Here is a 19,339-nt window from a genome sequence, read left to right as displayed (position 1 = left end):
CCGTGACGCCCCCAGCCGTCAGAGTCACCGTAGCGCTCGAACCCCTTCTGCGGCTAGAAGCTCCTCAGATGCAGGCCTCGGATCAGTACCAGTTCATCGCCTGAGAGTGCGACCACGCGCTGCACGGGGTGCCATACACCGATGAGATGTAACCCAGCCCCCAGGCGACCTGCGTCGCGGCACTCGTCTGCCAGTCGGCACCGGCCGATGCCATCTTGCCGCCGGGAAGGGCCTGCGGGATGCCGGTGGCGCCACTCGGGTTGTAGGCCTGGTAGTTCCAGCCCGACTCTTTGTTCCACAACGACTCAAGGCAGGAGAACTGACCGTCGCCCCACCCGTACCGGCTCGACATCTGCTCCCGGGCGCTCGCCTTCGCGCCTTCGACGGTGTTGGACGCAGCCAGCGCCGCGGCCGCCTGCTGCGCCGCGGCGGCCTGCGCCGCCTGTTCCGCAGCGACGCGCGCGGCCTCTTCCTCGGCCTGCTTCTGCTGGGCGGCGGTCAGGGCGCCCCGGAGCGTCTCGGTGTTCGAGACCACCTTCGCCGTCTCGGCCGCGGTCTCGTCGGCCTGGACGCCCACGACGAGCACCGGTGTGACATCGCGATCGGCGAGCTCGTCGATATGGTCCTCGAGGTCGGAGGTGTCGACAGATCGCGTGACACCGACGTCGAGCCCCGAAGCGACGACCTCTGCGTCCAGCGCCACGGCCGCCGCGATGGCATCCTTCCCCTCGACCACCGCCGCCGTGGCGTCTTCGGTGATCTGGGACAGCGGCTCGGTGCCGACCAGGACAGGTGCGGTGACAGCAGCCGCAGGATTCACAGCCGCGACCGCGGGGGTGGCGGCGAGGCCGACGCTGAGGGTGATGCCGACGAGTGTCGCTGCTGCGACCCCCAGGATGGTCATCGGACGGTGGGCAGCGGCGCGGGCATCCGCCGCCGCGGAGGCGCGCCGAAGCGCACGGGTTTTCTGAAGCATGGGTTCGACTTTCGGGTGGTCGTACGCCCTTGCAGGAGACTCATCGGGAGCTCGTCCCAGGCGCAAGTGAACGAGTCTGACCCATCAACCTGAGCGAAAACCATCCCTCACCTGGGATTTACATGAGAAGAGGGCCTCGCACATGCCGTATGGCAGTGCGAGACCCTCTCACTCGGAGATGCTCCGAGTGGTGTCTCAGACGCTGGCGTCCTGACGCTTCATACGCGCAGTCTCACGCGCACGGGTGTTCGCGTCGAGGTTCACCTTGCGGATGCGGACGACCTCAGGGGTCACCTCGACGCATTCGTCGTCGCGGGCGAACTCGAGGCTCTCCTCGAGGGTGAGCTGGCGCGGGGGCGTCATCGACTCGAAGGTATCGGAGCTCGCCGCGCGCATGTTGGTGAGCTTCTTCTCCTTGGTGATGTTGACGTCCATGTCGTCGGCGCGCGAGTTCTCGCCGATGACCATGCCCTCGTAGACCTCCTGCGTCGGCTGCACGAAGAACGACATGCGCTCCTGCAGGGCGATCATCGCGAACGGAGTGACGACACCCGTGCGGTCCGCGACGATCGAGCCGTTCTGACGCGTCGTGATGGAACCCGCCCACGGCTCGTAGCCGTGGGAGATCGCGTTGGCGATGCCGGTACCGCGCGTGGTGGTCAGGAATTCGCTGCGGAAGCCGATCAGACCACGCGACGGAACGACGAACTCCATGCGCACCCAGCCGGTGCCGTGGTTGGTCATGTTCTCCATGCGACCCTTACGACCTGCGAGCAGCTGAGTGATCGCGCCGAGGTGCTCTTCGGGAGTATCGATCGTGAGGTGCTCGAACGGCTCGTAGGTCTTGCCGTCGATCTTCTTCGTGACCACCTGCGGCTTGCCGACGGTGAGCTCGAAGCCTTCACGGCGCATGTTCTCGACGAGGATGGCGAGGGCCAGCTCTCCGCGGCCCTGCACCTCCCACGCATCGGGACGACCGATGTCGACGACCTTGAGCGAGACGTTGCCGATGAGCTCCTTGTCGAGACGGTCCTTGACCATGCGAGCGGTGAGCTTGTGGCCCTTGACCTTGCCCATGAGCGGCGAGGTGTTGGTACCGATCGTCATCGAGATGGCGGGGTCGTCGACCGTGATGGCCGGCAGGGGGCGCACGTCTTCGGGATCGGCGATCGTCTCACCGATGGTGATGTTGTCGAAGCCGGCGATGGCGACGATGTCGCCGGGGCCGGCGGACTCGGCCGGGTAGCGCTCGAGAGCACGGGTCTTCAGCAGCTCGGTGATGCGAGCGTTCTGGTGCGTGCCGTCTGCACGGACCCAGGCCACGGTCTGGCCCTTCTTCAGCGTGCCGTTGAAGACGCGGAGCAGCGCGAGGCGGCCGAGGAACGGGCTGGAGTCGAGGTTCGTGACCCAGGCCTGCAGCGGGTGCTCGTCGTCGTACGAGGGCGCGGGCACGTGCTCGAGGATCGCCTCGAACAGCGGCTCGAGGTCGTCGTTGTCAGGCAGCGAGCCGTCGGCCGGACGGTTCTGCGATGCGGCGCCGGCACGACCGGAGGCGTAGACCACCGGCACGTCGAGCAGAGCATCGACGTCGAGGTCGGGCACATCATCGACGAGGTCGGATGCCAGGCCCAGCAGCAGGTCGTGTGCTTCTTCCTCGACCTCCGCGATGCGGGCGTCGGGGCGGTCGGTCTTGTTGACCAGCAGGATGACGGGGAGCTTGGACTCGAGCGCCTTGCGCAGCACGAAGCGCGTCTGCGGGAGCGGGCCCTCACTCGCGTCGACGAGCAGCACGACACCGTCGACCATGGACAGGCCGCGCTCGACCTCGCCACCGAAGTCGGCGTGACCGGGGGTGTCGATCACGTTGATCGTGATCTCCTTGCCGTGGGCGTGCTTGCCCTTGTATGTGATCGCCGTGTTCTTGGCGAGGATCGTGATGCCCTTCTCGCGCTCGAGATCGTTCGAGTCCATGGCACGCTCATCGACGTGGGCGTGTTCGCCGAAGGAACCCGTCTGGCGGAGCATGGCGTCGACGAGAGTCGTCTTGCCGTGGTCGACGTGGGCGACGATTGCGACGTTGCGGAGGTCAGAACGGAGGGCGTGCGCCATGCAAGTTTCCTAAAAGGGTGTGGGGTTTTGCCGGGAAGCCGACGTTCCAGGATAACGCAAGCTCAGGGCATGTTCCTGAAAGCAGGTCGTAGCATCGAGATCGTGACCCAACCGCAGGCTTCCGGCGACCTCCCCGACCTCTCCCCCGCGCCGTCTCACGGGCGCCTGTGGTGGGAGATCGCGATCGTCCTGGCGCTCGGTCTCGGGCAGTCCGCGGTGTACGCGATCGTGCAGCTGGCCTATCGCCTCACCGACGAGGTTCCGATCGCCGACCAGGTCGCGAAGCTCAATCCATCGCGAAGCGACCGGGAGATCTTCGACCTGATCTACCAGGTTCTCGCGATCGGGTTCTCGATCGTCCCGGTGCTGCTCGTCTGCTTCCTGCTCTGGCAGTCGCGCCGCCCGCACCTGGAACGCCTGGGTCTGGACGGCACCCGGTTCGCCGGGGATGCGGGACGCGGCATCCTCCTCGTGCTCGCGATCGGCATCCCCGGTCTCGGTCTCTATTTCGCCGGCCGCGCCCTGGGCTTGACGGTGGCCATCGACCCGGCGGGGATCGACGCATACTGGTGGACCGTCCCCGTCCTGCTGCTCGCCGCGGCCCGCGCCTCCTTGCAGGAGGAGTTCGTGCTGCTCGGATACCTCTTCACTCGACTGCGGCAGCTCGGCTGGGGGCCGTGGTCGATCATCATCGCGACCTCGATCCTGCGCGCCAGCTACCACCTCTACCAGGGGTACCCCGCGTTCATCGGGAACCTGGCGATGGGACTGCTCTTCGGCTGGCTGTATCAGCGCACCGGCCGGCTGATGCCGTTCCTCGTGGCGCATTTCGTGATCGATGCCGCCGCGTTCGTCGGGTACCCGTGGGCGGCGTCGATGTGGCCAGGGCTCTTCGGCCTGCCGGTCTGAGTACCGAGAAGTCGGCACGCTCTCCCCTCCTCCACGTCGGGTTTGCCCTAACCTGGGTGCTTCCAATGACGGAACACGGAGGGATGTCCTATGAAGATGAACCGGATGACCAAGGCGGGGGCCGCAATCGCGATAGCCGCAGGAATCACGTTGCTGAGTGTGACGCCGGCGTCGGCCAGCGTTTTCGGGCCGTACTCGTCGGCGGCGCAATGCAACGCCGATCGAACCGACTATGTCCGAGGCGGCGGGAAGGCAGCCCCCTGCATCCCCGGCACTGGGGGCTGGTACTTCCAGTCCTACTGAATGCCGTCGCTGAGTGCGACGGACCTCAGCCGCCGTTGACACCTCTCGGGGGCTCATCCTAGGCTCGGGGCACCCACGACGACGTGGGCAAGACAATCCGGGGGGATTCGAATGAAGAAGAAACTGTCCGCAACCGCCGCAGGCATCGTCCTCGTCGCAGGAATGGTGTTCGGCGGAGCAGTCGCCGCGCAAGCCGCATCCTGGTTCGGTCCGTTCACAGACCTGTCGTACTGTCAGGCTGAACGACGGATCTTCATCCAGGAGGGCTACAGCGTCGGATCATGCGTGCACCGCGCCGGCCAGCCGGGGTACTGGTTCTCATACTCCTGAATCCGGTTGGAAGCGCGTGCTCACGTGCCCCCTGTCCTCGCTGCGAGGACAGGGGGCACGTGCATCGAGAGGCGAGAGCCGTTCGGGCCTGCTCAGCCCATTCCGACGATCAGCACTGCCGCGACTGCCCAGACGACGATGATTCCGAGGGCCAGTAACGCCCTGGCATCCCACGAGCGTCGAAGCGGTGCGCTCGCCTCGTGCCCCGCGGCCGCCTGCCAGCGGTCACGAATGTCGGTGAAGCTCTGCAGCGACCTCGAGACCTGCGTCTCCTCGTCGCGCATCTTGCTGCGTCTCGGCCGCGCGTGCGCCGGTCCACCCCAGCAGGTGAGGTCTGTGCCGTCGTCGAAGGAGAACTGCAGCTGCCATTGGAGATCGATGTCACGAACCCGATGCCAGCCGAATTCGGTCCGACGAAGCATGTTCTGCACGATTGCGCCATCGTCTCGAATGCGGACCATCGAGACGAAACTGATCTCGTAGACGATCCAGAGCCCGAGCAGCACCCAGGGTGCGAGCAGGAGCGTCTGCATCCACCCGCCTCGCACGACGGCATCGCCGAGGAGGAACAGCGCCAGCAGAAGGCTCACGATCATCGCGACCGAGCCCGAGGACGAGCGGAAAGTCCGCTCGTCCTCGGGAGAGTTCGGTACCGCCACGATCAGAGGCCGCCCAGGGGGATCGACGCACCCGGGATGGCTTCGAGCAGGCGACTCGTGTACTCCTGCTTCGGGTTCGCGAAGGTCTCATCGACCGTGCCCTGCTCGACGATCTTGCCACGCTCCATGACGCAGACCAGATCGCTCGAGACACGCACCACCGCAAGGTCGTGCGTGATGAACAGGTAGGTCAGGCCGAGCTCGGTCTGCAGGTCGGCGAGGAGCCTGAGGATCTGAGCCTGGACGAGCACGTCCAGAGCGGAGACAGCCTCGTCCAACACGACGATGTCGGGCTTGAGCGCCAGAGCACGCGCGATCGCGACGCGTTGACGCTGTCCGCCCGAGAGCTCGCTCGGATAGCGTGTGGCCAGATCCTGCGGCAGCGACACCTGATCGAGCAGCTCGCGGACACGCTCGCGACGTGACGTGCGGTCACCCACGCCGTGGATCTCGAGCGGTTCCGCGATGGTGTTCTCGAGGTTCCGCAGCGGATCCAGTGAACCGTACGGGTCCTGGAACACGGGCTGCATGCGACGGCGGAGCCCGAACGACTGCGCACGGGAGAACCCGGACACATCCATTCCATCGATCTCGATCGTCCCGGAAGTCGGGTCCTCGAGCTTGAGGACCATCTTCGCGACGGTCGACTTACCCGATCCTGACTCGCCGACCAGCGCCAACGTCTTCCCGCGAGGGATCTCGAATGACACGTCGTCGACAGCGCGGAACATCTCGCTGCGGAACCCGCCCTGCCGGATGCGATAGTCCTTCGTGAGCCCAGCCACTCGGACGGTCGGCGGGATGGCGGCGAGGTCCGCGAGCGTCTCCACACCGCGATCCTCGACCACGGCCTGGATCCGCTGGGACGCCACGCTCGGCGCGGCTGCCACGAGGCGCTTCGTGTAGGGGTGCTGCGGGTTCTGCAGGATCTCCCTGCTCGGCCCCGACTCCACGATCGCGCCATTCTGCATCACGATCAGCCGCTCTGCGCGCTCGGCCGCGAGGCCGAGGTCGTGGGTGATCAGCAGCATCGAAGTGCCGCGGTCACGCGTCAGGCTCGCCATGTGATCGAGGATCACACGCTGCACGGTGACGTCGAGCGCCGACGTCGGCTCATCCGCGATCAGCAGCCGCGGGTCCGCAGCCAGTCCGATACCGATGAGCGCACGCTGGCGCATTCCCCCGGAGAACTGATGGGGGAACTGACGCAGCCGCTTGGCGGCATCGGCGAGCCCGGCCTGCTGAAGCACCTCGATGGCACGGGCACGAACTGCGGCACGACCCTGGGCGAGCCCGTTGGCACGGACCGCCTCCTCCACCTGGAAGCCGATGCTCCAGACCGGGTTGAGGTTCGACATCGGATCCTGCGGCACATAGCCGATCGCCTTGCCGCGAATCCGCTCCATCTCCCGCTCGGAGAGGGTCGTCAGTTCCTGCCCCTCCAGGGTGATGCTGCCGCCGGTCACGCGGCCGGTCCCGGCGAGGAGCTTGATGATCGAGGTCGCGGCCGTCGACTTTCCCGAACCGGACTCGCCCACGATGGCGACGGTTTCGCCCGCCGCCACATCGAAGCTGATCCCGTGGAGGACCTCTCGTGTGCCGTTCTGCGTGTCGAATGCGACGGTAAGGTCGCGAACGCTCAGCAGGGGTACTGTCGTCGAATCACTCATCGGCGTGCCCTCGCCCTCGGGTCGAGGGCGTCTCGGATGAGCTCGCCCAGCAGGATGAACGCGAGCACCGTTATGGTGAGCACGATCGACGGATAGATCAGCGCCATCGGCGCGACACGCAAGGACCGCTGGGCCTGACTGATGTCGTTGCCCCAGGACATGACGTCGCTTCCGAGTCCGACGCCGAGGAAGCTCAGCGTGGCTTCGGCGACGATACCGCCGGCCAGAGCCAGCGTCGCCAGCACGAGGAGCGGAGCGAAGGCGTTCGGGATCACGTGCGACAGCAGAGTGCCGAAGCGCCCCTTGCCGAGCGCGGCCGAGGCCATCACGAAGTCCGCCTGTTTCACTCTGAGCACTTCTGCCCTGACGACACGCGCCGTCGCAGCCCAGGCGAACCCGCCGATCGCGAATGCGAGCGTGAACACATTGCGGTACTGGGAGAACACCGTCATCACGACCACCGCCGCGAGGATGTAGGGGATCGAGAAGAAGATGTCGCCGATGCGGGACAGAACAGCATCGAGCCATCCGCCGTAGTAGCCGGCGAAGGCTCCCATGATCAGTCCGAGGGTCGAGCTGATGATGGTTGCGAGAAGACCGACGCTGATCGATGTGCGAGAGCCCCAGACGATGCGCGACCAGATGTCGCAACCCTGGAACGTGTATCCGAGAGGGTGCCCGGCAGCCGGCCCCGCATTGGAGTTCGCGAGCTCGCACTGGTTGTTCGGCGGCGTCTGCGTGAACAGCGTCGGCCACAGAGCCATCAGCAGGATGATCGCGACGATACCGAGCGAGATCCAGAACGACGGACGTGTGCGCAGATCTGTCCACGCGTCCCGCCAGAGACTCGCGGGCTTGCCTTTGACGTTGATGGCGTCCGTCGGCGGCTGTTCGGCCACCACCGGAGCGACGTAGTGGGAGGGACGGTCACTTGACATAGCGGATCCTCGGGTCGAGTAGTCCGTAGAGCAGGTCCACGAGCAGGTTGACGAGAACGTAGATGATGACGAACACCGTCACGAAGGACACGATGGTCGGTCCTTCATGCCTCAACGTCGCCTGGAACAGGGTCTGACCCACGCCGGGAATGTTGAAGATGTACTCCGTCACGGTCGCACCGACCAGAAGCACGCCGAAGTTCGTCGCGGAGTTGGTGATCACCGGGATCAGGGAGTTGCGCAGAACGTGGACGGGAATCACGCGGTTGCGCGAGAGCCCCTTGCCGTATGCCGTGCGAACCCAATCCTGGTTGAGAGTGTCGAGCACGGAGCCGCGCATCAGACGCATGCTCGTGGCGTACAGGCTCAGTCCCAGCACGATGGCGGGAAGCCACAGGTCACCCCAGTCGTTCTGGCCGCCGACTGTCGGACGGAACCAGCCCAGCTTGATCGCGAGGAAGTACTGCGCGAGGAAGGCGACGACGAAGATCGGCATCGACAGGAATACGAGGGAGATGATCAGGGAGAGGTGATCGAAGAACTTGCCCTTGCGAAGTGCGGACAGGGTTCCGATGATGATCGCGAGCGTGAACTCGATCGCGATCGCCATGATGGCCAGGCGCCCCGTGATCGGAAGCGTGCGCGCGAGGACGGTGCTCACGGACTCACCGGAGAACGTCGTTCCCATGTCGCCCTTGAAGACGCCGGTGATGTAGTAGAAGTACTGGACGAGGAACGGGTCGTCCAGGTGGTACTGCGCTCGGATCGTGGCGAGCAGCTGCGGGCTCGGTGGCTTGTCGCCGAAGAGCGCCGCGATCGGGTCACCCGGCATCAGGAAGACGAGCGCGTAGATGAGAAGCGTCGCACCGAAGAAGACCGGGATCAGCTGGAGAAGTCGCCGCAGGGTGTAGGCGAGCATCCTTGCTCCTTTCGTGGAGTCGGAGTCAGCCGGAGTGCACGACGCGAGGCGGTGACGTCGCCGCCACCGCCTCGCTGCCGTTCACTCCAAGGGCCTACTCGGCCTTGGTGATCTCGTAGTAGAGCGGAACAGAGTTCCAGCCGACGGTGACGTTGTCGACCGAGTCGCCGAAGCCGCCGATGGAGTTCTGGTACCAGAGCGGGATGACGGGAAGGTCGTTGAACAGGATCTCCTGAACCTTCTCGTAGGCCGCGTTGGCGTCGTCGGCGCTCGTCGCTGCCGCACCCTCTGCGAGCAGCGAGTCGACCTCGGGGTTCGAGTAGTCGCCGTCGTTCGACGATGCACCCGTGCCGTACAGCGGCTGCAGGAAGTTGTAGACGGCGGGGTAGTCACCCTGCCATCCGGAACGGTTCGCCGTCTGGATGGTGCGCTTGCCGGCGTCGTCACGAGCGTTGACCGCGGCGCGGAGCGTGGCGAGGTCGACGTACGGTGCACCGGACGCCTCGATACCGAGCGTGTTCTTCAGCGAGTTCGAGACCGCGTCGACCCACACCTGGTGTCCACCATCGGAGTTGTACGCGATCTGGAAGGTACCGGACCACGGGGAGATGGCGTCAGCCTCGGCCCACAGCTCCTTGGCCTTCTCGGGGTCGTACTTGAGGACGTCGGATCCGGGAACGCTGTCGCTCCAGCCGTCGATGACGGGAGTGGTGAAGTCGCTCGCGGGGGTACGCGTGTCAGCGAAGATCTTGCTGGTGATCTCGTCGCGGTTGATCGCGAGCGAGATCGCCTGACGACGCAGGGTGCCCTCGTCGCCCGAGAAGTGGGCGAGCTGACCACCGATGGTGAACGACTGGAAGATCGCAGCGGGCTGGTTGGTCGCACGCTCGCCGAGCTCGTCCTCGAACACCGCGAGGGAAGCCTCGGGGATCTGGTCGATGACGTCGATGTTGCCACCGAGCAGGTCGGCGTATGCACCCTCAGGAGCGGTGTAGAACTTCAGCGTGAGGCCGCCGTTCTGCGCGACGCGCTCACCCTTGTAGTCGTCGTTCTTGACCAGGTCGATCTGGACGTCGTGCTGCCAGGCACCTTCCTTGGCGAGCATGTACGGACCGTTGCCGATCGGGTTCTCACCGAAGGCGTCCATGTCCTCGAAGGCCACGTCGGGCAGCGGGTAGAACGCCGAGTAGCCGAGGCGAGTCACGAAGTCGGATGCGACATCGCTGCTCAGGTCGATCGTGAAGGTCTGGTCGTCGACCTCGGTGAGGCCGGTGAGCTCCGCGTCCGCATCCGGGTTGAAGCCGGCGATGTCGGCGAACCAGGACTGGTTCAGCTGTGCGTTGGAGAGCTGTGCGCCGTAGTTCCACGCGTCGATGAAGTTGTGGGCGACGACGTCTTCACCGTTGGTGAACTTGTTGCCCTCCTTCAGCTTCACGGTGACCTTGTTGGGCGCGTCGACCGTGATCGACTCGGCCATGTCGTTGACGAGGGCACCGTCGCCGTCGTAGAAGGCGAGACCCGCGAAGACGGAGTCGAGAATCTTGCCACCGTTGACCTCGTTGGTGTTGGTCGGGATCAGCGCGTTCTCCGGCTCGCCGCCGTTTGCCGAGATGATGGCCGACGTCGAGCCCTTGGAGCCCTCGTCGCCCGAGTCGTTCCCGCCTGCACAACCGGCCAGCGCCAAGGCGCCGATCACGAGCAGAGCGCTGCCCGCGAGGGCAATCCTGTTTCTTTTCACTTTTCGTCCTCCTGTGGACAGTGCTGAGTCTGCGCGTTCACCATCGAGCACGCAGGGATACCTGAGCGTAACCCGCCGCCTCGCGAACCACGGTGCTCAGCTAACGAACTGTTACTGAGTGGTGACCAACCGTAACAACAGCGAAACACCGCGAAACAGAAGACGGTGCCGCGCTCCTCCACAGAAGCGCGGCACCGTCTGCTCAGATGAGCACCTCGATCAGGCGAAGGCCTCCACCGGCGGGCACGCGCACACGAGGTTGCGGTCGCCGTACGCCTGGTCGATGCGTCGCACCGGGGGCCAGTACTTGCCGGCGACCAGCGCATGAACGGGATATGCGGCGTCCTCGCGCGAGTACGCGTGGTTCCACTCCCCCGCGATGAGCGAGACAGCGGTATGCGGCGCATGCACCAGCGGGTTGTCATCCGCAGGCCAGCGACCGGCGGCCACTGCTTCTGCCTCCGCCTTGATCATGATCATCGCCTCGATGAAGCGCTCGATCTCGTCGAGGTCTTCCGACTCGGTCGGCTCCACCATGAGTGTGCCGGCGACCGGGAACGACATCGTCGGCGCATGGAAGCCGTAGTCGATGAGCCGCTTGGCGACGTCGTCGACGGTGATGCCGGTGGCCTCCTTCAGAGGGCGGAGGTCGAGGATGCACTCGTGCGCCACGCGACCGTTCTCGCCGGTGTACAGCACCGGGAAGTGAGCGCCGAGGCGCTCCGCCATGTAGTTCGCCGAGAGCACGGCCGCAGCGGTCGCCCGGCGCAGCCCGTCTGGGCCCATCATGCGCACGTACGCCCACGAGATCGGCAGGATGCCCGCGGAACCGTAGGGAGCGGCCGAGATGACGCCGCCCTCGAATGTGTGGCCGCCGAAGTGCTCGTCGCTCTGGGCGAGCGGGTGCGAGGGCAGGAAGGGCGCGAGGTGAGCCTTCGCCGCCACCGGCCCGATACCGGGGCCGCCACCGCCGTGCGGGATCGCGAACGTCTTGTGCAGGTTGAGGTGCGAGACATCGCCGCCGAGATCGCCGAAGCGGGCATAGCCGAGCAGCGCGTTGAGGTTCGCACCGTCGACATAGACCTGGCCACCTGCATCGTGAACGGCCGCCGTGATCTCGACGACCTGCTCCTCGTACACACCGTGCGTGGAGGGGTAGGTGATCATGAGCGCCGAGAGGTCATCGGCGTGCAGGGCGATCTTCGCGCGCAGATCGTCGAGGTCGACGTTGCCGAGCTCGTCGGTCGCCACGACCACGACCTTCATGCCGGCAAGCACGGCCGAGGCCGCGTTCGTGCCATGCGCCGACGACGGGATGAGGCAGACCGTGCGGTGCGCATCACCATTCGCATGGTGATAGCCGCGGATGGCGAGAAGACCAGCGAGCTCACCCTGCGAACCGGCGTTCGGCTGCAGCGAGACCGCGTCGTATCCGGTGACCTCGGCGAGCCAGCCTTCGAGCTGGTCGATGAGCTCGAGGTAGCCCTGCACGTCGGCAGCCGGAGCGAACGGGTGGATGCCCGCGAACTCGGGCCAGGTGATGGCCGCCATCTCGGTGGCGGCGTTGAGCTTCATCGTGCAGGACCCCAGCGGGATCATGCCGCGATCGAGCGCGTAGTCGCGATCGGAGAGGGTCTTCAGGTACCGCATCATGGCGGTCTCACTGCGGTGGGAGTGGAACACGGGGTGCGTGAGGTACTCGTCTTCACGCAGCAGGTCGGCGGGAAGGGCTCGCAGCTTCTCGTTGCTGAAGAGCCCGAACGCCCGCTCGTTCTTCCCGCCGAAGACCATGGCGACCTGGTGCAGCTCGCCGAGCGTGGTGGTCTCGTCGACCGCGATGCCGACCGTGTCGGCGTCCGCCACGTGCAGCAGAATGCCGTAGCCGTCGTGCGCCTGCGCGGCGTACTCGGCGGCACGGCCGGGAACGCGCACCTGCAGGGTGTCGAAGAACTCCGCGTGCACGACCTCGGCGCCGGCCTCTGCCAGCCAGTCGCGCAGCAGGGCGGCCTTCGCGGTCGTCTGGGTCGCGATCCCGCGGAGTCCGTCCGGGCCATGGTAGACCGCGTACATCGACGCCATCACAGCCAGCAGAACCTGGGCGGTGCAGATGTTCGAGGTCGCCTTCTCGCGTCGGATGTGCTGCTCACGCGTCTGCAGCGAGAGCCGGTACGCGGGCTTGCCGTCGGCATCCACCGACACCCCGACGAGGCGACCGGGGAGCTGACGCTCGAGACCGGAGCGGACCGCCATGTAACCGGCGTGCGGGCCTCCGAAGCCCATCGGCACGCCGAAGCGCTGGGTCGTGCCGACGGCCACGTCGGCACCGAGCGAACCCGGCGAGGCGATCAGGGTGAGCGCGAGCAGATCGGCGGCTGCGACCGCGAGGGCGCCGGAGAGGTGCGCGGCGTCGAACACGGCGGAAGGATCCCAGACCCGTCCGGACGCGCCGGGGTACTGCACGAAGACGCCGAACAGATCGGCCGGCAGCTCCTCCCCTGCGGCGAAGTCGACGGAGACGATGTCGATGCCGAGAGCCTCAGCGCGCGTCTCGAGCATCGCTCTGGTCTGCGGAAGCGCATCCGCGTCGACCGCGAACACGGTCGATGCCGACTTCGAGGCGCGTCGGGCCAGCAGCATCCCCTCGACGACGGCCGTGGACTCGTCGAGCATCGACGCATTGGCCGTGGTCAGGCCGGTGAGCTCGGACACCATCGTCTGGAAGTTGATCAGCGCCTCCAGGCGCCCCTGCGAGATCTCCGGCTGATACGGCGTGTACGCCGTGTACCAGGACGGGTTCTCCAGCACGTTCCGCTGGATCACCTGCGGGGTGATGGTGCCGTAGTAGCCGAGACCGATCATCGGTCGGTTCACCGTGTTGCGCGAGGCGAGGGTGCGCAGCTCGGCGAGAGCCTCGGTCTCACTCGCGGCAGCGGGGATACGCGATGGCGCATCCGTCGCATCAGACGAGGGGCCGGTGTAGATCGATGCGGGAACGGCCTGGCGCATCAGCACCTCGACCGAGCTCAACGCATCTTCCGCTCCAGCGGTGTCGAGGCCGAGGGCTGCGAGCATCGTGCGCTGCGCCGCATCCGTGGGTCCGATATGACGATCGGCGAAAGTGACCACTGGTGAATCAGCCCTCCGTGAGTGCGACGTAGGCGTCGCGGTCGAGCAGTCCGTCGAGCGCGCCGGCTGCGATGCTGATCTTGAGGAGCCAGCCGCCCTCGAACGGCGCAGCGTTCACGAGCGACGGGTCATCGACCGCCGCGTCGTTGACCTCGACGACCGTGCCGGTGACGGGGGCATACAGCTCGCCGACCGACTTGGTCGACTCGATCTCGCCGACGACCGCTCCCGCGGTGACCTCGGTGCCGACGGCGGGGAGCTCGACGAACACGACGTCACCCAGCTTCTCGGCGGCGTAATCGGTGATGCCGATGGTCACGGTGTCGCCGTCAGCGGCGATCCACTCGTGCTCTTCGGTGTAGTGGAGTGCGGTGAGGTCGGTCATTTGGTCCTCCGATAGAAAGGCAGGGCGGTCACGGTCGCGGGAATCCTGGTCCCCCGCACATCAAGGAATACTGCGGTTCCCTCTTCAGCGGAAGAAGGGTTCACGTAGGCCATCGCGATCGGATGACCGAGCGTCGGGCTGAGCGCACCGCTGGTGATCTCGCCGAGGGCCGATCCGTCATGGTCGACGACGGCGTATCCGGCGCGTCCGGCGCGCTTGCCCTCGGCGACGAGTCCGACCAGGACCGGGGCATCGGATGCTTCGCTCGAGTCAGCGGCAGCGGAGAGCGCATCCTTTCCGACGAAGCGCTCCTTCGCAGTCACGACGACGCGCCCGAGGCCCGCCTGAGACGGCCGGGTGTCAAGGCTCAGCTCGTGGCCGTAGAGCGGCATCCCCGCCTCGAGCCGAAGAGTGTCGCGAGCAGCGAGCCCGGCGGGGACGAGGCCGTGGGCTTCGCCCGCTGCGAGCAGAGCATCCCAGAGCGACGCGGCGCTGTCAGCGGCTACGAGAAGCTCGAACCCGTCTTCGCCGGTGTAGCCGGTGCGCGCGAGGAGAACCGGCTTGCCGTCGTGGTTTGCTGAGGCCCAGGCGTAGTACTTCTGCTCGGACCAGGGAATGCTGACGTCGGTGATGACGCTGGTCGCCGCGAGGATGGCCTCGGCGTTCGGCCCCTGCACGGCGATGAGGGCGTAGTCGTCGGAGACGTCGTGCACCGCGACGTCGAACCCGTCGGTGCGTGCCGCGAGGGCGGCCGACACGGCGTCGCGGTTGCCGGCGTTGGAGATGATGAGGAAGTCGTCGTCCTGCAGGCGGTAGACGATCACGTCGTCGATGATCCCCCCGGACTCGGCGAGCAGGAGCGAGTACTTCGCCTTGCCGACGGCCAGAGCCGAGAGGCGACCGGCGAGGGCGTAGTCGAGGAAGTCGGCGGCGCCGTGGCCACGGACCGTGAACTCGGCCATGTGCGAGATGTCGAAGATGCCTGCACTCTGACGCACCGCGTGGTGCTCGGCGAGGTCAGATGTGTAACGCACCGGCATCTGCCAGCCGCCGAAGTCGGTGAACGACGCACCGAGCGCCTCATGGCGCTCGCGCAGCGGGGTGTAGCGGGGGTCGGACATGGAGTTCTCCCGGGCTGTATCGGGCGGAACGGCGGCACCGTCGTTCCTCGGAACTCCCCCTCTGTCATGGGCCTGAGAGCTTCACCCATGCACGGAGGCAGGGCTTTCACCGTCGGCGGATCCGCAGTATCGCTGGATCGCTTTTCAGAGTGGCCGGAACCGCGCGGTACGCGTACCTGAGAGATTGGCGGGGAGGCTTGCTCCTTCGGTGCCCGGCTGCGTTCGCCGGGGCTCTCCCGCGTGGGTCATTCGGCCTGTCTTCAGTTGTGCGTTCAGTCTAGCGGGTGCCCTCCGAACCTCGAGGCCCGCCGGGCAAGACAAGGCTCCGGTCGCACTTCCTGTCGCCGTGAACGTGTTCGAGCGACAGGAAGTGCGACCGGAGCGGATGGGGCGAAGGGCTGTGCGTCAGTGCGCCATGCTTCTCAGTGGGCGAGACTTCTCAGTGCGCGATGCCGAGTTCGGTGCGGACTTCGTCGCGGAGGCGGCCGAGGTTGTCGGGCTCGGGCGCGGCGCCGAGGAGCGTCTTGGTGTACTCGTGCTGCGGGTTCAGGATGACCTCGTCCGCGGGTCCCCGTTCGACGACGTCGCCCTTGTAGAGCACCATGATCTCATCCGAGAAATGCCTCGCCGTGGCCAGATCATGCGTGATGTAGAGCACGCCCAGGTTCTCCTCGCGCTGCAGATCCGCGAGCAGGTTCAACACCCCGAGTCGGATCGACACATCGAGCATGGACACGGGCTCGTCGGCGACGATGAACCGCGCCCCCGGGGCGAGGGCTCGGGCGATCGCGACACGTTGCCGCTGCCCGCCGGACAGCTCGTGCGGGCGGCGCTCGGCGAAACTCTCCCCCGGGGTGAGACGCACCCGCTCCAACAGCTCCACCGCCCGCTCCCGCACCTGCGTGCGGGACAGGTCCGGGTGATGCAGACGGATCGGCCGCTCCAAATGATGCACGATCGTGTGGAACGGGTTCAACGACGCGAACGGATCCTGGAACACCATCTGCACGTCCGCGCGGTACCGCTCCAACGCCCGCCCCCGGGTACCCGACGGCTTCCCATCCAGAAGAATCTCCCCGGATGTCGGAGTCTCCAACTTCATCAGCATCCGCGCGATCGTCGACTTCCCCGACCCCGACTCCCCCACCAGAGCGACCGTCTTCCCCGCCTCGATCGTGAACGACACATCCTTCACCGCATGCAACACGCTCGTCTTGAACCCGGAACGCAGATGGAAGTCCTTCACCAGATTCCGCGCCTCCAACGACGCCGTCCCCGGCACCGTCGTCCCGGCGCTATTCGTATTCGCGTTCATCGGACGCCCTCCTGGCTGACACCGGTGCGCACGAAATCGCCCCGCTCGCCCTTGAGCGACGGGAAACTCGACAACAACCGTCGCGTGTACTCATGCTGCGGGGACCGGTAGATCTCCTCCGCCGTCCCCTCCTCCACGATCTGCCCCTGCAACATGATCGCGATCCGGTCACTGATCTCGATCAGCATCGGCAGGTCGTGCGTGATGAAGATCACCGCGAATCCGAGCTTCTCCCGCAACCGCATGATCTCGCGGATGATGCCCCGCTGCACGACCACGTCCAGCGCCGTGGTCGGCTCGTCCATGATCATCACCTGCGGGTCGAGGGCGAGGGCCATCGCGATCATCATCCGCTGCCGCATCCCACCCGAGAGCTCGTGAGGGAAACTCGTCAGCCGGGCAGGATCCACACCCACCAACGTGAGCAGCTCCTCCGCCCGCGCCGTCTTCGCCTTCTTCGACATCCCGGGCCGGTGCGTGTCGAAGATGTCGAAGATCTGCGCCTTCACCGAGATCACCGGGTTCAACGAGTTCATCGCGCCCTGGAACACCATCGAGATCTTGTCCCACCGGAACGCCCGAAGACCCTCGCCGTCCAGGCCGACGATGTCGATGTCATGACCATCCCGGTCATGGAACACGATCTCCCCACCCGTCATCAACGCCGGAGCCTTCAGTAGACGGTTCATCCCGTAGGCGAGCGTCGTCTTTCCGCAGCCCGACTCTCCGGCGAGCCCGAGGATCTCGCCGCGGTTCAGCGTCAGCGACACATCCCGCACGGCTTTGACCGGCGGATCCACCTCATACTCGATCGACACATTCCGCGCCGTCAACACCGGCTCACTCATGCGGTGACTCCCTTGGTCTTGGCAGCCTTGCGCACACGGCGCGCGGCTTCGGGCGCATTGCGCAGCTTCGGGTTGATGACTTCGTCGATGGCGAAGTTGATGAGCGACAGACCTGCGCCGAGGAGTGCGATCATGAGCCCCGGCGGGACGAACCACCACCAGGCTCCGCGGCCGAGGGCCTGCCCCGACTGCGCGTCGTTGAGGATCGAGCCCCAGGTGATCGACGAGTTGGGTCCGAGGCCGAGGTAGGAGAGCCCCGCCTCGCCGAGGATCGCGAAGATGATCGCGAAGAGGAGCTGCGCCGCGAGCAGCGGCAGCAGGTTCGGCATGATCTCGACGAGGATCACTCGGAACGACCGCTCCCCCGCGACCTTCGAGGCATACACGTAGTCACGGGTGCGGAGCGACCGCGTCTGGAGCCGGAGGACGTAGGCGGCCCCGGCCCAGGACGTGATGCCGAGCACGAAGGCGACGAGCTGCCAGCTGCGCTGCGGCACGAACGAGGCGATCACCATGACGAGCGGCAGACCCGGGATCACGATCATCACGTTGGTGAGAAGCGCGAGGCCGTCTTCACGCCACCCACCCAGGTAGCCGGCGAGCACGCCGAACAGGAGCGAGAGGACGATGGCGATGCTGCCTGCCGTGACGCCGATGAGCAGCGAGCCCTGCGCCCCGATCGCGAGCTGGGCGAACATGTCGTTGCCGAGCTTGGTGGTCCCCAGCCAATGCTCCGCCGAGGGCGGCTGGAGCGCGGGGTTCGCCGTGCTGCGCGGATCCTGCGAGAAGATCGGCGCGATGATCGCGAACAGTACTATCGCCACCACAATGCACACACCGATGATGAACTTCGGCGAGGTGCTGGGCAGGATGCGACGGCGCTTGCGTCCCTGTTGCGTGGCCAGCGAGATCGTGCTGGCCGGCGCCGTGACGGGCGGCTCTTGAGTCAGGAGCGGGTTCTTCGTGTCAGACATTCTGGCGAGCCCTCGGGTCGATGAAGCCATAGACGAGGTCCATGATGAAGTTGGCGGCGAGCACCGTGAGCGTGATGACGAGGAACAGCCCCTGCATCAGCGCGTAGTCGTTGTTGGTCACGGCCTGGAACATCAGCTTGCCGATGCCCGGGTAGGTGAACACCTGCTCCATCACGATGGAGCCGGCGACCACGAACCCGAGGGTGATCGAGAAGCCGGCGATCGAGGGGATCGCGGCGTTGCGGGCAGCGTACGTGGTGAGCACGCGGCGGGGCCGCAGACCCTTCGCCTCGGCCGTGAGCACGTAGTCCTCGGCCAGCGTCGACACCATCATGTTGCGCATGCCGAACATCCAGCCACCGACCGAGCTGATCACGATCGTGACGGCCGGAAGGATCGCGTGGGCCACTGCGTCGCTGAAGAACGCCCAGGTCGGCTCAGGGCCGTCCGGGAAGTCGAAGACGTCGTAACCCCCGAAGATCGGGAACCAGCCGAGTCCGACCGCGAAGACGGCGACCAGGATCAGAGCCATCCAGAAGTACGGGATCGACTGCAGCACGGTGGTGGCCGGGATCAGGTGGTCGACCCAGGTGCCGCGCTTCCACCCGGCCCAGGCGCCGAGCACGACGCCGAGGACGAAGGAGATGACGGTCGCGGTCCCGACGAGGATGAGCGTCCACGGCAGGGCTCCCGCGATGAGTTCCGTCACCGGGGTGGGGAACTTCGTGACCGAGACCCCCAGATCGCCTTGGAACATGCGACCCCAGTAGGAGAGGTACTGCTCCCAGAGTGAGGAGTCGTCACCGCCGAGCAGGAGCTTGATGTTGCGGATGGCTGTCTCGGAGACCTCACCGCCGGCCCGCTGCATCTTGGCGATCATGATGTCGGCCGGGTTCCCCGGCATGAGCCGGGGAAGAAGGAAGTTGATGGAGATCGCGGCCCAGAGCGTGAACGCGTAGAACCCGATTCTTCGTGCATAGAACTTCATGTCACTGTTTTCCTGACTTCCTTCTTCCCCG

The 19,339-nt window shown here is 66.1% G+C and carries 16 protein-coding genes and 1 riboswitch; of the genes, 2 read left to right on the top strand and 14 right to left on the bottom strand.

Translation table 11 applies throughout. From position 1 onward, the window contains the following. Positions 1 to 82: 82 nt before the first annotated feature. Both ACIQTX_RS08840 and typA read right to left on the bottom strand, forming a co-directional pair. Complete coding sequence (locus ACIQTX_RS08840; protein ID WP_402971346.1) at positions 83 to 976, bottom strand: phospholipase; 894 nt, start codon at positions 974 to 976, stop codon at positions 83 to 85. Between the two features lie 195 nt (positions 977 to 1,171). Then, entirely contained in the window at positions 1,172 to 3,085 is a 1,914-nt protein-coding gene (gene typA, locus ACIQTX_RS08835) for a translational GTPase TypA (protein ID WP_028503618.1), read from the bottom strand. A 102-nt stretch (positions 3,086 to 3,187) separates the two neighbouring features. On the opposite strand from typA, the gene ACIQTX_RS08830 reads away from it, so the two are divergent. Together ACIQTX_RS08830 and ACIQTX_RS08825 are read left to right on the top strand one after the other, a co-directional pair. Next, positions 3,188 to 3,994 (top strand): CPBP family intramembrane glutamic endopeptidase, encoded by an 807-nt coding sequence (locus ACIQTX_RS08830; RefSeq protein WP_402971341.1) that lies wholly within the window; start codon positions 3,188 to 3,190, stop codon positions 3,992 to 3,994. A 414-nt stretch (positions 3,995 to 4,408) separates the two neighbouring features. After that, complete coding sequence (locus ACIQTX_RS08825; RefSeq protein ID WP_402971338.1) at positions 4,409 to 4,627, top strand: hypothetical protein; 219 nt, start codon at positions 4,409 to 4,411, stop codon at positions 4,625 to 4,627. Between the two features lie 92 nt (positions 4,628 to 4,719). On the opposite strand, the gene ACIQTX_RS08820 is transcribed toward ACIQTX_RS08825, so the two are convergent. From ACIQTX_RS08820 to ACIQTX_RS08765, 12 genes are all read right to left on the bottom strand, one after another. Then, positions 4,720 to 5,286: a PH domain-containing protein gene (locus ACIQTX_RS08820; protein WP_402971335.1), complete on the bottom strand. Its 567-nt coding sequence runs from the start codon at positions 5,284 to 5,286 to the stop codon at positions 4,720 to 4,722. 2 nt (positions 5,287 to 5,288) lie between these two features. Then, entirely contained in the window at positions 5,289 to 6,956 is a 1,668-nt protein-coding gene (locus ACIQTX_RS08815; protein ID WP_402971332.1) for a dipeptide ABC transporter ATP-binding protein, read from the bottom strand. After that, positions 6,953 to 7,894, bottom strand: a complete 942-nt coding sequence (locus ACIQTX_RS08810; protein ID WP_028503612.1) for an ABC transporter permease — start codon at positions 7,892 to 7,894, stop codon at positions 6,953 to 6,955. The genes ACIQTX_RS08815 and ACIQTX_RS08810 overlap by 4 nt, the downstream gene beginning before the upstream one ends. Next, a complete protein-coding gene (locus ACIQTX_RS08805; protein WP_028503611.1) occupies positions 7,884 to 8,813 on the bottom strand; it encodes an ABC transporter permease in 930 nt (309 codons plus the stop codon). Before ACIQTX_RS08805 ends, ACIQTX_RS08810 begins: the two co-directional genes overlap by 11 nt. A 94-nt stretch (positions 8,814 to 8,907) precedes the next feature. Next, complete coding sequence (locus ACIQTX_RS08800; RefSeq protein ID WP_402971328.1) at positions 8,908 to 10,551, bottom strand: ABC transporter substrate-binding protein; 1,644 nt, start codon at positions 10,549 to 10,551, stop codon at positions 8,908 to 8,910. Positions 10,552 to 10,770: 219 nt separating this feature from the next. After that, positions 10,771 to 13,623 (bottom strand): aminomethyl-transferring glycine dehydrogenase, encoded by a 2,853-nt coding sequence (gcvP, locus tag ACIQTX_RS08795; RefSeq protein ID WP_402973001.1) that lies wholly within the window; start codon positions 13,621 to 13,623, stop codon positions 10,771 to 10,773. A gap of 61 nt (positions 13,624 to 13,684) precedes the next feature. Then, entirely contained in the window at positions 13,685 to 14,062 is a 378-nt protein-coding gene (gcvH, locus tag ACIQTX_RS08790) for a glycine cleavage system protein GcvH (RefSeq protein ID WP_105526947.1), read from the bottom strand. Continuing rightward, entirely contained in the window at positions 14,059 to 15,183 is a 1,125-nt protein-coding gene (gene gcvT, locus ACIQTX_RS08785) for a glycine cleavage system aminomethyltransferase GcvT (protein WP_402971323.1), read from the bottom strand. Before gcvT ends, gcvH begins: the two co-directional genes overlap by 4 nt. Positions 15,184 to 15,337: 154 nt before the next feature. Next, positions 15,338 to 15,432, bottom strand: a riboswitch (glycine riboswitch). 190 nt (positions 15,433 to 15,622) lie between these two features. Further along, complete coding sequence (locus tag ACIQTX_RS08780; RefSeq protein WP_402971320.1) at positions 15,623 to 16,498, bottom strand: ABC transporter ATP-binding protein; 876 nt, start codon at positions 16,496 to 16,498, stop codon at positions 15,623 to 15,625. Beyond that, on the bottom strand, positions 16,495 to 17,346 hold the full coding sequence (locus ACIQTX_RS08775; RefSeq protein WP_402971317.1) for an ABC transporter ATP-binding protein: 852 nt from the start codon (positions 17,344 to 17,346) through the stop codon (positions 16,495 to 16,497). Before ACIQTX_RS08775 ends, ACIQTX_RS08780 begins: the two co-directional genes overlap by 4 nt. Beyond that, positions 17,343 to 18,320, bottom strand: coding sequence for an ABC transporter permease (locus ACIQTX_RS08770; RefSeq protein WP_402971314.1), 978 nt, complete (start codon positions 18,318 to 18,320; stop codon positions 17,343 to 17,345). The genes ACIQTX_RS08775 and ACIQTX_RS08770 overlap by 4 nt, the downstream gene beginning before the upstream one ends. Further along, on the bottom strand, positions 18,313 to 19,308 hold the full coding sequence (locus ACIQTX_RS08765; RefSeq protein ID WP_028503850.1) for an ABC transporter permease: 996 nt from the start codon (positions 19,306 to 19,308) through the stop codon (positions 18,313 to 18,315). Before ACIQTX_RS08765 ends, ACIQTX_RS08770 begins: the two co-directional genes overlap by 8 nt. Between the last annotated feature and the right edge of the window lie 31 nt (positions 19,309 to 19,339).

It is taken from the genome of Microbacterium sp. NPDC090281, from assembly GCF_044769635.1.
Classification (GTDB): Bacteria; Actinomycetota; Actinomycetes; order Actinomycetales; family Microbacteriaceae; genus Microbacterium.
Note: the sequence above shows the minus strand (reverse complement) of the source record. Positions and strands in the feature narration are given on the sequence as shown.